The following is a 13,074-nucleotide window of genomic DNA, read 5'->3' on the forward strand; positions in this document are numbered from 1 at the left end:
AAAGTCCCTGAATGGCATGGAAAAGACGCGGGATATCGCGCAGTGAAGACGCTGCGTCAGGAAAGGCGCGCCAGCACCGTCATTGTCGCGCCGTAAAAACGTTCACGCAGGCGCGCGCGGTCATCCATGTCGAAAAAACGGTACATGCGCGATGGAATACAAGGGTTCGGTGGCAGGGGCAAGCGCTCTGCCCACGCGCTCTTCCCGGGGAAAATACTCCAGGGGAGCCCACGCAGCGTGCGGGGACAGAGCCCCCTCCCTGCGATGGGCGTGGCCCGACGTAATAATTACCTTGTTGCGACATCCCCATAATCGCCGGACGCCATCTCTTCGGCTTCGATGCTCTCAAACAGCGCCTTGAAGTTGCCTTCGCCAAAGCCGTTATCACCTTTTCTTTGAATAAACTCAAAGAAGATCGGACCAATTACAGTTTTGGAGAATATCTGCAGAAGGATCTTGGTTTCGCCCCCGTCCACAACCCCTTCCCCGTCGATCAGGATGCCGTTTTTCTTCATCTTCTCAATGGGTTCTTCGTGACCCGCGATGCGCGTCAGGCTCAGGTCATAATAGCTGCTGGGCGGCGGAGGCATAAACCGGACGCCGCGCGCGAAAATGGCGTCGGTGGCCTGGTAAATGTCGTGTGCACCGACGGCAATGTGCTGGATGCCCTCGCCCTTGTATTTCTTCAAGTAGTTAACGATCTGGCCAGTCTCACCGCGATCTTCGTTGATCGGGATCCGGATGCGACCGCACGGTGACGTAAGAGCGCGGCTGAGCAGTCCGGTGAATTTCCCTGCGATGTCGAAGAACCGGATCTCGCGGAAATTGAAGAGGTCTCCGTAAAAGTGGAACCAGACGTCCATGTTCCCCTTAAAGACGTTGTGCGTGAGGTGGTCGAGATAATAGAAGCCGACCCCTGTCGGATGGGCATTGGTGACCCAGGTGAAGTCCGCATTATACGGCGATGTTTCATAGTATTGATCAATGAAGTAGATCAGGCTGCCGCCGATACCCACAATAGCTGGCACGTCCATTGTTTTGCCAGGACCAGTGTATTCTTCGGCGCCTTTTGCGACCGCATGTTTCAGCGCATGATCGGCGTCAACAACACGCCAGCCCATAGAGGGAGCGCAGGGTCCGTGGTCTTCGATGAAATGGGCGGCGTGGGTATCTGGTTCGGCGTTGATCAGATAGCTGATGTCGCCCTGCTGCCAGACCTCAACCGCCTTGGAATTGTGTGTTGCGACATGGGTGTACCCCATCTGGGTGAACAGATCACGCAAGGCACTTGGATCGGGATGGGCGAATTCGACAAATTCAAAGCCGTCGGTCCCAGCCGGGTTGTCGGACGATATCGTCGCGCGCGGTGCATCGTGTGGAAACGGGCCCATGACGGCCTCCTATCTGTTCGCATCTTCGCAAAATAGACCATTTCACCTGCCGTTTTCGCGCGTATTAGCGATTTTTTTCTTTATTTTTGCGTCTGACTTGCGGATTGTATAATTTTAACGCGGGTTTATCGCATGATAAAGCTAGATGATATTGATCTTCGTATTCTGACAGCACTGCAAAGCGACGCACATGTCACGGCTGACACGCTAAGTACCGACCTGGGACTGTCGGCCAGTCAGATCGGCCGACGGCGCCAGCGGCTTGAGGCGGCAAGGCTGATCGAAGGTTATCGCGCGCGGCTTAATCCGGGCGCACTTGGGCTTAATGTTCAGGCGTTTGTGACGGTGCAGATGGCAACCCATGCGCCCGATAAGGTGCAGACCTTCACACGGATCGTGAAATTACGCCCCGAGATCACCTCGGCGTGGACAATGACCGGCGATGCCGACTATCTGTTGAGGGTATATTGCGCGGATCTTGCCGATCTTAACACATTGATACATCAGGTTCTGTTACCCCACCCCGCAGTGGCGCGGGTCCAGAGCCAGATTGTGATGGATCAACTAAAGGCAGACGGGCCGCTGCCAATCTGAAGGGCGAACTATGGAAGGCTTTCTGTTCCAAGCCGTGATCTACCTGCTGGCTGCGGTGATCGCGGTGCCATTGGCTGTGCGCCTTGGGCTTGGGTCGGTGCTTGGGTATCTATTGGCCGGCATCGTGATCGGACCCATTTTGGGGTTGGTTGCGGACACGAAAGGCCTGCAGCATTTCGCCGAATTTGGTGTGGTTTTGATGCTCTTCCTAATTGGTCTGGAACTTAGCCCACGCGCGCTTTGGGACATGCGACACCGCCTGCTTGGGCTTGGAGGGTTGCAGATTTTTGTGACGCTTGGCGCGGTGGCTTTGGGGTGTACTTATGTGTTCGGTCTGCCTTGGCAGTCGAGTGTGGCGGTCGGCATGATCATGTCATTATCTTCGACCGCTATCGTGCTTCAAACGCTGTCAGAAAAACGCCTGATGCAAACCGGAGGCGGGCGCTCGTCCTTCACTGTTCTTCTGAGCCAGGACATTGCAGTGATCCCGATGTTGATCTTCCTGCCGCTTCTGGCGATTGGGGGCATGACGAGTTTTGGCGAGGACGGCTCGATCTCTCGCGCTGCGGTCGAGGTGGTCGAGGATGACCATGGCGACGGCAGCGGAGCAGAGTTTGCGCTACATTTTATGGCCGAATTGCCCGCCTGGGGTGTCACGCTAGTCACGATCGCCGCGGTTGTCTCTGTCGTTTTGTTCGGCACTTTTGCGACCCGCCCGCTCTTTCGTTTCGTGCATATTGCGCGGCTGCGCGAGCTTTACACGGCGTTTGCTCTGCTGATTGTGGCGGCGATCGCGTTTCTGATGATCCTTGTTGGCCTGTCCCCTGCATTGGGTACCTTTCTGGCAGGTGTCGTCCTTGCAAATTCGGAGTTCCGGCACGAGCTGGAGAGCGACATAGCACCTTTCAAGGGTCTGCTTTTAGGCCTTTTTTTCATCACGGTTGGCGCGGGCATCAACTTTGCCGTCTTCTTCCGAGACCCGTTTGAACTCTTGGGATTCACGTTGCTTTTGATGTTTGGCAAAGGGTTGGTGTTGTATCTTCTTGCGGTGATTTTCCGCATGAAAGGTCGCAATAGGTGGCTGTTTACGCTTGGGTTGGCGCAGGCGGGTGAATTCGGATTTGTTCTGATTTCGTTCTCATTGCAGCAGGGTGTGTTCGGGATCGCGTTGGCCGAGCGTTTGTTGCTTGTAGTCGCCCTGTCGATGCTGCTGACACCCTTGTTCTTCATTGCCTACGAGCGTCTTCAGCACCGGATGACCGGCGATCTGAAAGAATCACCGGAGGCTGACGAAATAGATGAAAAGCAAAAGATCATTATCGCTGGGATCGGGCGGTTCGGGCAAGTTGTAAACCGGCTTTTGATGCTGGCAGGGTTTCGTGCCGTGGTGCTGGATCACAACCTTGAGGCCATCGACACGATGCGTCGGTTCGGGATCAAGGGATTCTTCGGGGACCCGACGCGACCCGATATGTTGCATGCCGCAGGGCTTGATGAGGCCAAGGTTTTGGTCGTAGCCATGGACGATAAGGACGCCTCGTTGCGATTGGTGCGGTATGCGCGATCAAGACGGCCCGATCTGCATATCGTGGCACGGGCGCATGACCGGGTGCATACCTATCAGCTTTATCAGGCGGGCGCGGATGACATTGTGCGTGAAATGTTTGACTCGTCTTTGCGAGCCGGACGTTATGTGCTTGAAAATATGGGGCTGACTGACATCGAAGCCTCGCGCATTGAGCATTTCTTCTACCGTAAAGACCGTGAAGGTCTACGGGAGCTGGCCGGGCTTTGGAAAGCGGACACACCGGTGGATCAGAACGCAGAATACGTCGAGCGTGCGCGGGAACTAAATACCGAACTTGAGACGGCTTTGGTGGCGCATCTTGACGAAGCTTCGATCTCGAATTTGGATATTGATGCGGTGACACGGCCCTTGCCACCGTTCGAGTCCGACATGGCCGGCTATAAGGGCGCTGGTCGGGACGACGTGCCTGATGATGGTAAAAGGACAAGCCGGGCTAGTTGACGGAGCGCCGCTCGGGGCCAGCAAAGGCTGTAATGGCCAGAATAACGCCCGAGACAGTCGCGATCATGCCGGCAGCGCTGACCGCATTCGTGCCCCCGATCCAAAGCGGGCCATAGCCCGCAAGGACATATCCTAAGATAGCCGAAAGCAACGCAAAGGCGACGGACCATGCGATCTGCGCGCCCAGCCGATTGGTCATCAGGCGCGCCGCGGCGGGCGGGCAGATGAACATTGCGATGACAATGATCGACCCGACGGCATCAAAGGCCGCGACGGCCGCAAGCGCCGAGGCGATCACCAGACCGAGGGATATAACGGTGACGGGAATGCCCAACGAGGCTGCAAAGCCTTCATCAAAGGTTGAGATCGCAAGCGGTCTCCAGAACAGGGCGAGAAGAATACCAATCAGGGCAACCACGACAGTGATACGGAACAACTCGGGTGGCAGGCCTTTCAGGGCTTGCGCGTCGAGAAGCGAGCCCCAGCCGATGGCGTCCAGCCAGATCAGGCTTTCGAGGTTGCCATAAAGCGCGTGTTCGACGTCGAGGTGGACGCCGGAAGTGTCGCTGAGTTCAAGAATTAATACGCCGCCCGCGAACATCGTGGTAAAGACGACGCCCATGGCCGCCCCTGGTTCGATGTGGCCAAAGCGGCGGATGCCTTCAATCATCGCGACCGCAATGAGGGCAGCGGTGGCGGCTCCGAACATCATGGCGGTGGCGGAAATCGTTCCGGTGAGAAGGAACGCGACAACGATGCCGGGCAGGACAACATGGCTGATGGCATCGCCGATCAGAGCCTGGCGACGCAGGATCAGAAAGTTGCCGGGCAGCGCACAAGCGACGGCGGCGAGGCAACCAATAAGCAAGGGTGTAAGGCTGAGGGGGACAAACTCGGCGCCGTTCATGCCGGTAGTCCTTTGGGGCCGCCGATGCGGGCATCAAGCTCGGCGATCTGGTCGGATGTGAGGACGTCTTCGATTTGCATCAGGCCATCGTAGCGGGCGGCGGCCATTTCCAAAGCCGGGTCAGCGCGGGCGGTTTCCCAGCGTTTTTCGTCCCTAAGCACGCGGGAGGCCCGCGCAATGCCATTTTCGGTCGGCACACCGTCAGCGCGCGCTAGACCTTCGGTGCGCAAAAGACGGATGGTGAGGGGTTCGTAAATCGGCTGGCCTTGGGCGAGCGAGACTAGGCCTTGGCGGATGTGGACGCCGCGTTGAAACTTACGATGATTAACGGCGCTGATCAAAAGGCCACGCGCCGGTGCGAACAGCATAGAGATTGCGAAGAGAGCGAAAGCCGTGAGGACGATAATCGGCCCGGTCGGGAGGTTGGGCGCAACGGCGGACGCGGATGCGCCGATCCATGCCGCAAGGCCGCCCAGGACGCCTGCGATGAGGACAACGCGGTCTGCTCGGTCACTCCAGAAGCGGGCGGCGACGGGCGGGATAATAAGCAGCGCGACGATCAAGATCAGGCCGACGATCTTGAGACCAATGACAGTGACACCCATGACGAGACCCATCATGATCAGATCAGTTCGATCAAGATTGATGCCGCTGGCGCGGGCGAATTCGGGATCGAAACTGACCATCATCATGGGACGACGGAAGATCGCGACAAGAAGAAGGGCTAGAGCCCCTCCCGCGGCGATGAGGATTGCGTCGGCGTAGAGCATGCCTGCGGTGGACCCGAGGAGGAAGCTTTCAAGGCCCGCCTGTCGGCCCGAGGACATGGTCTGGATAACAGTTAACAAGACGATGCCAAAGCCGAAGAAAACCGACAGGACCGCGCCGATGGCGGCGTCTTCGGTGAGGCGCGTGCGCGACGCAAGCCATTGGACAGCGAAGAGGCCAGCCGCGGCACTTATGGCTGATCCAATGAGGAGGCCGGGGAGGCTTCGACCGTCAAATCCAAGTGCAACCATGACAATGAAGGCAAGCGCCACGCCGGGAAGGGTCGCGTGGCTGATCGCATCGGACACAAGCGCGCGTTTGCGGAAAAAGAGGAAGCTGCCGGTGACGCCTGCGGCGACCCCAAGAAGGGTCGCGCCAAAGGTTACGAGCGTGGCGTTGTAGCCAAGCTGGAAGAACAGCGCTTCGAATAACATGACGTTAGCCTGCAACCGCGGCTGGGTCGATCCGGGCTGTGGCGAGACGTCCTCCGTAGGTGGCGGATAAGTTCGCGTCGGTGAAGGCGGTTTCAACCGGCCCCTCGGCGATTTTACGAACGTTCAGCAGCAGCACGTTGTCGAAGTAATCCGGCACGGTGGACAGATCGTGATGGACTGCGACAACCGTGCGGCCTTCGGCGCGCAGCGACTTCAGGACGGCAATGATGGCCTTTTCGGTGGCAGCATCAACACCGGCGAAGGGCTCGTCCAGTAGATAAAGATCGGCGTCCTGCGCCAGCGCACGCGCGAGGAACACACGTTGCTGCTGACCGCCGGACAACTGGCCAATCTGGCGGCTGGCAAAGTCGGTCATGCCGACGCGGTTCAGACACGACATCGCATGTTTGCGATCAGCCCCTGAAAGACGCCCCAGAAGGCCGGTTTTGCGAAAAAGACCCATAAGAACGACGTCAATAACGCGCACGGGGAAGTCCCAGTCGACGCTGGCGCGCTGGGGGACATAGGCGATGCGGTGCATTTCCGCCGCGACGGGGCGGCCCATTATGGTGACTTGCCCGGAGAGCGGCTTGATGATGCCCAGTGCCGCCTTGATCAGCGTGGATTTGCCAGCGCCGTTGGGGCCGACAATTGCGGTCATTTTGCCGGGTTGAAACGTGGCATCGACCGAGAATACGGCCGGCTTCTGGTCGTAAGAGACCGTCAGGCCACGGATCGCAAAGGGACTTTCGCGCAAGAACTGCGCTTCGGCCCGGACATTCTCTGCGTTTGCAATCTGAAGCATTTTGTTTCCTTAGCTTCCTGCGCTCAAAAGGCCATTCAACCCGCGTGCCGGCGCGGTGCCACCCAAAGCGGTGGCGATTGTGGTCGCGTTGTGATCGATCATTCCGACGTAGGTGCCCTCGTAGCTGCCGGGTTCGCCCATCGCGTCGGAGAAAAGCTCTCCGCCGATATTAAGGCTGTGGCCTTGGGCGGCGGCCCCTTCGATGAGAGCGCGGATCGAGCGATCGGAGACCGAGCTTTCGACGAAGACGGCACCAATTTTACGTTCCACAATCATATCGACGAGCGTCGAGATGCGATTCACACCCGCTTCGCTGTCGGTCGAAATACCTTGAATGCCGAGCACCTCAAAACCGTAGGCACGGCCGAAGTAATTGAAGGCGTCGTGGGCGGTGATCAGAACACGGGTTTCGGCGGGAACGGTTTCAAGCGACACCGCAGTGTAAGCCGCGAGTTTAGTCAACTCTGCAATGTAGGTTTCCGCGTTGGCGGCGAAATTGTCCGCAAAATCCGGGGCTGCTTCGCTCATGGCGTCGCGCACGGCTGCAACTGCATAGGTCCAAAGCGCCGGGTCCATCCAGACGTGCGGATCGAAGCGGTCGGCGTAGTCGTCATGGCTGACAAGGTCTTTGGCCGGGACGCCTTCGGCCACGGCGCGCACAGGCGTTTTACGCCCGAGATCAGCCAAAAAGTCTTCCATCTGCGCCTCTAGATAGAGGCCATTCCACAGCACAAGGTCGGCACGTGCCATGGCGAAGATATCTGTGCGAGTCTGGCGGTAACCATGTGGGTCGACCCCCGGCCCCATTAGGGCTTTGACCGTTACAAGGTCCCCGCCGACACGGCGTGCTGTGTCAGCAATCATGCCGGTTGTCGCAACGACAGAAAGCGTTGAACCCTTTGCACGCGCCTGCGCAGCCAAGCTTGCGGCGACAAATGCGCCTCCAATTGCTGTGATGAACTGCCGTCTTTGCACGTGTGGTCCTTTGTACTTAGATTTTTAAAAATGAGAATAATTCGCACTCTCATTACTAATTGAGAACAATTCGCAAGAAGTCAAGGTTTCCGATTGTGAATATTTTCTGGTCGGCAGCAATTCGCGCGTCGCAGATGGACGTTGAGAGGCGCGTGCGGACTTGACTCCTATGGCCCTGTGACCCCATGCAGATTGCGATAGCTTCGGTTCCGGCAGGCGACTGCCGGGCAAAAGGGAACGCGGTGCGGGGGAGAGCCTCCAATTCCGTGACTGCCCCCGCAACTGTAAGCGGCGAGCAACGGCTGAACGCGCCACTGGACGGTAACGTCTGGGAAGGCAGGCCCTAGCGACGACCCGTGAAGTCAGGAGACCTGCCGAGGCGTTCACCCAGTTCGGGGCGCGGGGCGCGTGTACGAGCTACGGTTCTCCGGCGTGGTGGCAGATGTTCGCCGTCCGGAGTGTGATTTCTTCGGATATTTGGATGAGACGTGGCGGCTTTTTTTGGGGCCGTTTTGGGGGTCAGCCATGGCAGTGGCAGACGGGACATCAACTGACTTCAAGGCCTCACGCGATGCGGGTAGCATTGCGTTGGTGCTTGGGCTTTTGGGCCTCGTGCTTTTTGGATTTGTCGTATCGTTGGTTACGGGGCCTTCGGGGATGTCTGTGGCGCGCGGACTGTCGGCGTTTTTTGTCGACAACGGCGGCCCAGAGACGGTCGTGATGCGCGAAATCCGCCTGCCACGCGCAGTTCTGGGCGCTCTGGTCGGGGCGGCTTTGGGCCTGTCCGGGGCCGCAATGCAAGGTTTGTTGCGCAATCCATTGGCCGAACCGGGATTAATTGGCGTTTCAGCGACGGCGGCTTTGGGGGCGGTGATCGCCCTTCAGACCGGGTTGGCGGCGACGTTTGCTTTGGCATTGCCGATCTTCGCGCTGGTCGGAGCCGGTGTGGCAGTTGGCCTGCTGTTGCTGCTGGCCGGGCCACGGGGATCATCACTGGTTTTGATTTTGGCGGGGATCGCGATTTCTGCATTGGCGGCGGCGGCCACGTCATTGGTGTTAAACCTGTCGCCGAACCCCTTTGCCGCAAGCGAGATTATTTTCTGGCTAATGGGATCATTGGCGGACCGCAGCTGGACCCATGTGTGGCTGGCGGGGCCGTTGATTGCTTTGGGCTGTGTGGTTTTGTTTTTGACCGGTCGGGGTCTCGACGCTTTGACCCTTGGCGAAGATGCGGCAGAGGCTTTGGGCGTTCGCATCGGGCGTTTGCGTTTAATGGTTGTGACAGGGACTGCTCTGGCTGTTGGCGCGGCGACGGCAGTTACGGGGGCAATCGGCTTTGTCGGGTTGGTTGTACCGCATATCTTGCGCCCCCTGACAGGCGGGCTGCCGTCGCGATTGTTGCCAGCGTCGGCATTGGGTGGGGCTGCGATGGTCCTTTTGGCCGACAGTGCCGCGCAGGGATTGTTGCCTGACCGGGATCTGAAGCTGGGGGTTTTGACCGCGTTCATTGGCGCGCCTGTGTTCCTGCATCTGATCTTTCGGACACGGAGGGCGGGGCTGTGAGCCTGTTGAGCCTTGATCTTTTGACGGTGATGCGTGGCGGCTGTCCGGTTGTGGATGGTGTTACGCTTGAGATTGGTGCCGGCGAGGTTGTTGGGCTGATCGGGCCAAACGGTGCTGGCAAGACGACGATGATGCGTGGCGCTTTGGGGCTTTTGGCCGCTTCTGGTGGGTCGTCGTTGACGGCCCTTCACGCGCGCGACCGCGCGAAGGCGGCGGCGTGGTTGCCACAGGCGCGCGAGATTGCCTGGCCAGTGTCCGTCGAGACTTTGGTATCGCTTGGGCGATCGCCCTATCTGGCAGGGGGGCGGAAGCTATCGCAGGCCGATCACGAGGCGGTCGCGCAGGCGTTAGAGCAGATGGGTCTGACGGCCTTTGCAAGGCGGGATGCAACTGCATTGTCGGGCGGTGAACAGGCACGCGTTTTAATTGCCCGCGTTTTGGCACAAAGCACACCTCTGATCATGGCGGACGAGCCGGTGGCAGGTTTGGACCCAGCCCATCAGTTCAGTTTAATGCGGGTCTTCTCAAAGCTGGCGCAGGGCGGCAAGTCGGTGTTGGTGTCGATGCATGACCTTGGGTTGGCCGCGCAACATTGCACGCGTTTGGTGATGATCCATCGCGGAAAGTTGGTGGCAGACGGCACACCACGCGAGGTGTTAAGCGACGACCGATTACGCGACGTGTTTCAAGTTTGCGGACGTTGGGATGGCGATGCGTTTCATGTGACAGACGTGTTGGAGGGGGCGGTATGATCGGACCCCAACGCATTGTGTGTCTGACCGAAGAAACGGTCGAGACCCTATATATCCTAGGCGCGGAAGACCGCATTGTCGGAGTGACTGGCTATGCGGTGCGCCCTGCCCGTGTGCGGCGTGAGAAGCCGCGTGTTGGCGCGTTCACCAGTGCTGACGTGCCGAAGATCTTGGCGCTTGAGCCGGATCTGGTCCTGACGTTTTCGGATTTGCAGGCGGATATTGCCGCGGATCTGATCCGGGCGGGCGTGGCTGTGCACGCGTTTAATCAGCGGTCGGTAGCAGGAATTTTCGAGATGATCGCCACGCTTGGCGCGTTGGTCGGGCATGCATCGCAGGCGGATGCTTTGATTGGCGAGCTGCAGGATAATATCTCGAAGGCGCGCACGACGGCGGCCGGGTGGGTACGGCCTCGGGTGTATTTTGAGGAATGGGACGCCCCTATGATTGCGGGGGTTGCCTGGGTGTCAGAACTGATTGCGATTGCTGGCGGCGACGATGTCTTCGCGGATCGTGCGCAGGCACAGGGCGCGAAGGGCCGGATTTTGGATAGCTCGGACGTGATTGCAGCCCGGCCAGATCTGATCCTCGCCAGTTGGTGTGGCAAGAAGGTGCGGCCAGAAAAGATCGCCGCGCGCGCCGGTTGGGCGGCTATTCCGGCGGTGTCACGGGGGCGCATTATTGAGTTGAAATCGCCCTTGGTGCTGGCTCCGGGGCCTGCGGCGTTAAGCGATGGTTTAGCCGCCATAGCTGCCGCGATTTCTGAGACGGCGGACGCGATGGAGACCGTGGCATGATCGCGCACTGGGATTTCATTGTGGCGTTTGGATTGGCGACAGGCATCCATTTGGCGGGTCTTGGGTATCACGCGGCAAACGGCGGGTTTGAGGGCGCGGGGGCCGAGGGACGCGCGGCGTTAAGTTTGCAAGCGGCTCCGGAGGGCATTTCGGACCTTGTTGCGGCCTGGGAGGCGGTCCCGGACGTATCCCCGATTGCAGAAGTATTGGATGCGCCTGTTTCTGAGGACACGGTAACCAAGGTTAACCTTTGGTCGGACAGCACGGTCCCAAATGCGACCCCGAAACTGGAGGATGCGCCAGAAGTGACGACTGCTCCGTCGATTGAAGCGGAAGCTGTCCCGCAATTGGCGGCTTTGCAACAGCCCGCACGATCTGTTCCGGACGTTAAGCCGGTTTGGGATGTAGCACGCGGGGCGGCTTCGCCATTGCCTTCGCTGGAGCTCCCTGCCCCGACGTTTGAAGCGCCAAGCACGGTGGAGCGGGCAATTGTTGCCACAACGCGCCCTGTGGCGCGCCCCGTGAGAAGCGACGCGGCCCCTGCCGTGGTTGCGCGTGGAACCGGCAGCGGTGTCAGTGCCGGGAATTTAGGCGAGACGCGGGTTGTCGGAACGCTGGCGCCTGCGGCACGGCTGGCCACACAGGCGGGTTGGGCCGCTAAAATTCAAAGCCGGATTGCGCGGCATCAAAAGTTCCCCCGTGGTGCGCGAGGACAAGGGCGCGTGCGTTTGCAGATGGATATTCTGGCCGATGGGCGCCTTGGAGCAGTGCGGATTGATCGCTCAAGCGGCGTTGCGGCGTTTGACAAGGCGGCTTTGCGTGCGGCGAAGACGGCGGCTCCGTTTCCCTCCGCGCCAAAGGGATTGGACCAGTCATCGTACACATTCGCGCAGTGGGTGAATTTCTCGCGTTAGCGCCGTGCCGCGCGTGGGCCGAGAAGATACCATGCGACGATCCCGACAAGCGGGATCAACAAGATGAACGCCCAAAGGCAAAGACGGACAAGGCCCGGTCGGGCATCGTAGACGGCCATGAAAGCCCAGATGTTTATCGCCCAGGCTGCGATCACGATAACACCAAGATATTGCACCATTTTAGCGGACCTTCGCGTTGCGGGTGAAAAGGGTTTCGCCGTCAATTTTGTAGCCGCCAATCAGCGATTGACCCTTTTGGGACATCAGCCAGTTCTCAAGCGTTACAGCCGCCTTATAGGCAACATGAGGGTGGCTGGCTGGATTGATAGCCAAGTAAGCGTATTGGTTTTGCAGTGCGAAATCTCCGGAAAACAGAATGGCCATGCCGTCTTTGTTGTCAAAATTCAACCGGCTAGCACGCTCGCTTAATGTATACGCCCCCATGGCGGCGGCGGTGTTGAGCGTTGCGCCCATCCCGAAGCCGAGTTCGCGCCACCACGCGGGATCGGGTGTGACGCCGGCTTTCTTCCAAATCGCTTGTCCGCGTCGGTGAGGCTCGCTGTCGTCGCCCCGACCAACGAAAAGGGCGGGCGCGTCAGACGGAGCACCGAAACATTCCCCGACAGTGTTTGCGAACTGCACCTCGGCGGGGTCGGCTTTGAGGCCGATGACCACGAAGTCATTGAATGTAATTTCGCGGCGGTGCGTGCGGTAACCCTCGGCCACGAATGTGGCCTCGCCCGCCCGTGCATGAACAAGGATGGCATCGATGTCGCCCGCTTTTCCAAGACGGATCAACTGCCCTGTACCGACAACAAGGCGGTTCACACCAAGGCCGGTATCCGTTTTGATCTGTGGCACGAGGACGTCGCTGAGGCCCGAATTGTAAAACCAGGGGGTGACCGCGAGTGTGAAGTTCTCAGCCACAGCGGCGGTCGCAAGCCAGACAGCCACGACGGTTTTTAGGGCCAGATACGTAAACTTCATTCGACGATGCCTCCTTTCAAAAACGCCTGCGGGCCTTGGGTTTGGGAACCTGCGAAAAACGGCTCGGCAAAGGCTGTTTCGACGATGGCGCCATTCAAAAGGAACGTAATGTGAGAGGCAATGCCGCTCCAGATATCTTTCATACCCCGGCGCGCCCC

At 59.0% G+C, this 13,074-nt stretch carries 13 protein-coding genes and 1 riboswitch; of the genes, 6 read left to right on the forward strand and 7 right to left on the reverse strand.

From position 1 onward, the window contains the following. Positions 1 to 287: 287 nt before the first annotated feature. The gene (gene hppD / locus Q1B15_RS02075; RefSeq protein WP_299749401.1) at positions 288 to 1,391 is read right to left on the reverse strand and encodes a 4-hydroxyphenylpyruvate dioxygenase; all 1,104 of its coding nucleotides are present in this window, start codon (positions 1,389 to 1,391) and stop codon (positions 288 to 290) included. Between the two features lie 132 nt (positions 1,392 to 1,523). On the opposite strand from hppD, the gene Q1B15_RS02080 reads away from it, so the two are divergent. Continuing rightward, positions 1,524 to 1,985 carry an Lrp/AsnC family transcriptional regulator gene (locus tag Q1B15_RS02080; protein WP_299749404.1) on the forward strand — a complete coding sequence of 154 codons (462 nt, stop codon included), beginning with the start codon at positions 1,524 to 1,526 and terminating at the stop codon, positions 1,983 to 1,985. Positions 1,986 to 1,995: 10 nt separating this feature from the next. Continuing rightward, positions 1,996 to 4,014: a cation:proton antiporter gene (locus Q1B15_RS02085; RefSeq protein WP_299749407.1), complete on the forward strand. Its 2,019-nt coding sequence runs from the start codon at positions 1,996 to 1,998 to the stop codon at positions 4,012 to 4,014. Here the strand turns inward: Q1B15_RS02085 and Q1B15_RS02090 are convergent. The 4 genes from Q1B15_RS02090 to Q1B15_RS02105 are packed head-to-tail and all read right to left on the reverse strand — an operon-like array spanning position 4,007 to position 7,876. Continuing rightward, positions 4,007 to 4,921: a metal ABC transporter permease gene (locus tag Q1B15_RS02090; RefSeq protein WP_299749409.1), complete on the reverse strand. Its 915-nt coding sequence runs from the start codon at positions 4,919 to 4,921 to the stop codon at positions 4,007 to 4,009. The two genes, Q1B15_RS02085 and Q1B15_RS02090, sit on opposite strands and share 8 nt — an antisense overlap. Then, positions 4,918 to 6,123 (reverse strand): metal ABC transporter permease, encoded by a 1,206-nt coding sequence (locus Q1B15_RS02095; protein ID WP_299749412.1) that lies wholly within the window; start codon positions 6,121 to 6,123, stop codon positions 4,918 to 4,920. The genes Q1B15_RS02090 and Q1B15_RS02095 overlap by 4 nt, the downstream gene beginning before the upstream one ends. Before the next feature lie 4 nt (positions 6,124 to 6,127). Next, positions 6,128 to 6,928: a zinc ABC transporter ATP-binding protein AztA gene (gene aztA, locus Q1B15_RS02100; RefSeq protein WP_299749415.1), complete on the reverse strand. Its 801-nt coding sequence runs from the start codon at positions 6,926 to 6,928 to the stop codon at positions 6,128 to 6,130. Positions 6,929 to 6,937: 9 nt separating this feature from the next. Continuing rightward, complete coding sequence (locus Q1B15_RS02105) at positions 6,938 to 7,876, reverse strand: zinc ABC transporter substrate-binding protein (RefSeq protein ID WP_299749437.1); 939 nt, start codon at positions 7,874 to 7,876, stop codon at positions 6,938 to 6,940. A 214-nt stretch (positions 7,877 to 8,090) separates the two neighbouring features. Then, positions 8,091 to 8,297: riboswitch (cobalamin riboswitch) on the forward strand. A 14-nt stretch (positions 8,298 to 8,311) separates the two neighbouring features. On the opposite strand from Q1B15_RS02105, the gene Q1B15_RS02110 reads away from it, so the two are divergent. The 4 genes from Q1B15_RS02110 to Q1B15_RS02125 are packed head-to-tail and all read left to right on the forward strand — an operon-like array spanning position 8,312 to position 11,929. Further along, positions 8,312 to 9,466 carry an iron ABC transporter permease gene (locus Q1B15_RS02110; RefSeq protein WP_299749418.1) on the forward strand — a complete coding sequence of 385 codons (1,155 nt, stop codon included), beginning with the start codon at positions 8,312 to 8,314 and terminating at the stop codon, positions 9,464 to 9,466. Next, positions 9,463 to 10,218 carry an ABC transporter ATP-binding protein gene (locus tag Q1B15_RS02115; protein WP_299749422.1) on the forward strand — a complete coding sequence of 252 codons (756 nt, stop codon included), beginning with the start codon at positions 9,463 to 9,465 and terminating at the stop codon, positions 10,216 to 10,218. The genes Q1B15_RS02110 and Q1B15_RS02115 overlap by 4 nt, the downstream gene beginning before the upstream one ends. Next, on the forward strand, positions 10,215 to 11,015 hold the full coding sequence (locus Q1B15_RS02120) for a cobalamin-binding protein (protein ID WP_299749425.1): 801 nt from the start codon (positions 10,215 to 10,217) through the stop codon (positions 11,013 to 11,015). Before Q1B15_RS02115 ends, Q1B15_RS02120 begins: the two co-directional genes overlap by 4 nt. Continuing rightward, entirely contained in the window at positions 11,012 to 11,929 is a 918-nt protein-coding gene (locus Q1B15_RS02125; protein WP_299749428.1) for a TonB family protein, read from the forward strand. The genes Q1B15_RS02120 and Q1B15_RS02125 overlap by 4 nt, the downstream gene beginning before the upstream one ends. On the opposite strand, the gene Q1B15_RS02130 is transcribed toward Q1B15_RS02125, so the two are convergent. Beyond that, positions 11,926 to 12,108, reverse strand: a complete 183-nt coding sequence (locus tag Q1B15_RS02130; RefSeq protein WP_299749431.1) for a hypothetical protein — start codon at positions 12,106 to 12,108, stop codon at positions 11,926 to 11,928. The two genes, Q1B15_RS02125 and Q1B15_RS02130, sit on opposite strands and share 4 nt — an antisense overlap. A gap of 1 nt (position 12,109) precedes the next feature. Next, on the reverse strand, positions 12,110 to 12,916 hold the full coding sequence (locus tag Q1B15_RS02135) for a substrate-binding domain-containing protein (RefSeq protein WP_299749434.1): 807 nt from the start codon (positions 12,914 to 12,916) through the stop codon (positions 12,110 to 12,112). Between the last annotated feature and the right edge of the window lie 158 nt (positions 12,917 to 13,074).

This window comes from uncultured Boseongicola sp. (assembly GCF_937988555.1).
Lineage (GTDB): Bacteria > Pseudomonadota > Alphaproteobacteria > Rhodobacterales > Rhodobacteraceae > Boseongicola.

Coding starts and splice junctions, on each gene's coding strand:
- hppD (WP_299749401.1), bottom strand. CDS start 1,391: ATGGGCCCGTTTCCACACGATGCACCGCGCGCGACGATATCGTCCGAC.
- Q1B15_RS02080 (WP_299749404.1), top strand. CDS start 1,524: ATGATAAAGCTAGATGATATTGATCTTCGTATTCTGACAGCACTGCAA.
- Q1B15_RS02085 (WP_299749407.1), top strand. CDS start 1,996: ATGGAAGGCTTTCTGTTCCAAGCCGTGATCTACCTGCTGGCTGCGGTG.
- Q1B15_RS02090 (WP_299749409.1), bottom strand. CDS start 4,921: ATGAACGGCGCCGAGTTTGTCCCCCTCAGCCTTACACCCTTGCTTATT.
- Q1B15_RS02095 (WP_299749412.1), bottom strand. CDS start 6,123: ATGTTATTCGAAGCGCTGTTCTTCCAGCTTGGCTACAACGCCACGCTC.
- aztA (WP_299749415.1), bottom strand. CDS start 6,928: ATGCTTCAGATTGCAAACGCAGAGAATGTCCGGGCCGAAGCGCAGTTC.
- Q1B15_RS02120 (WP_299749425.1), top strand. CDS start 10,215: ATGATCGGACCCCAACGCATTGTGTGTCTGACCGAAGAAACGGTCGAG.
- Q1B15_RS02125 (WP_299749428.1), top strand. CDS start 11,012: ATGATCGCGCACTGGGATTTCATTGTGGCGTTTGGATTGGCGACAGGC.
- Q1B15_RS02130 (WP_299749431.1), bottom strand. CDS start 12,108: ATGGTGCAATATCTTGGTGTTATCGTGATCGCAGCCTGGGCGATAAAC.
- Q1B15_RS02135 (WP_299749434.1), bottom strand. CDS start 12,916: ATGAAGTTTACGTATCTGGCCCTAAAAACCGTCGTGGCTGTCTGGCTT.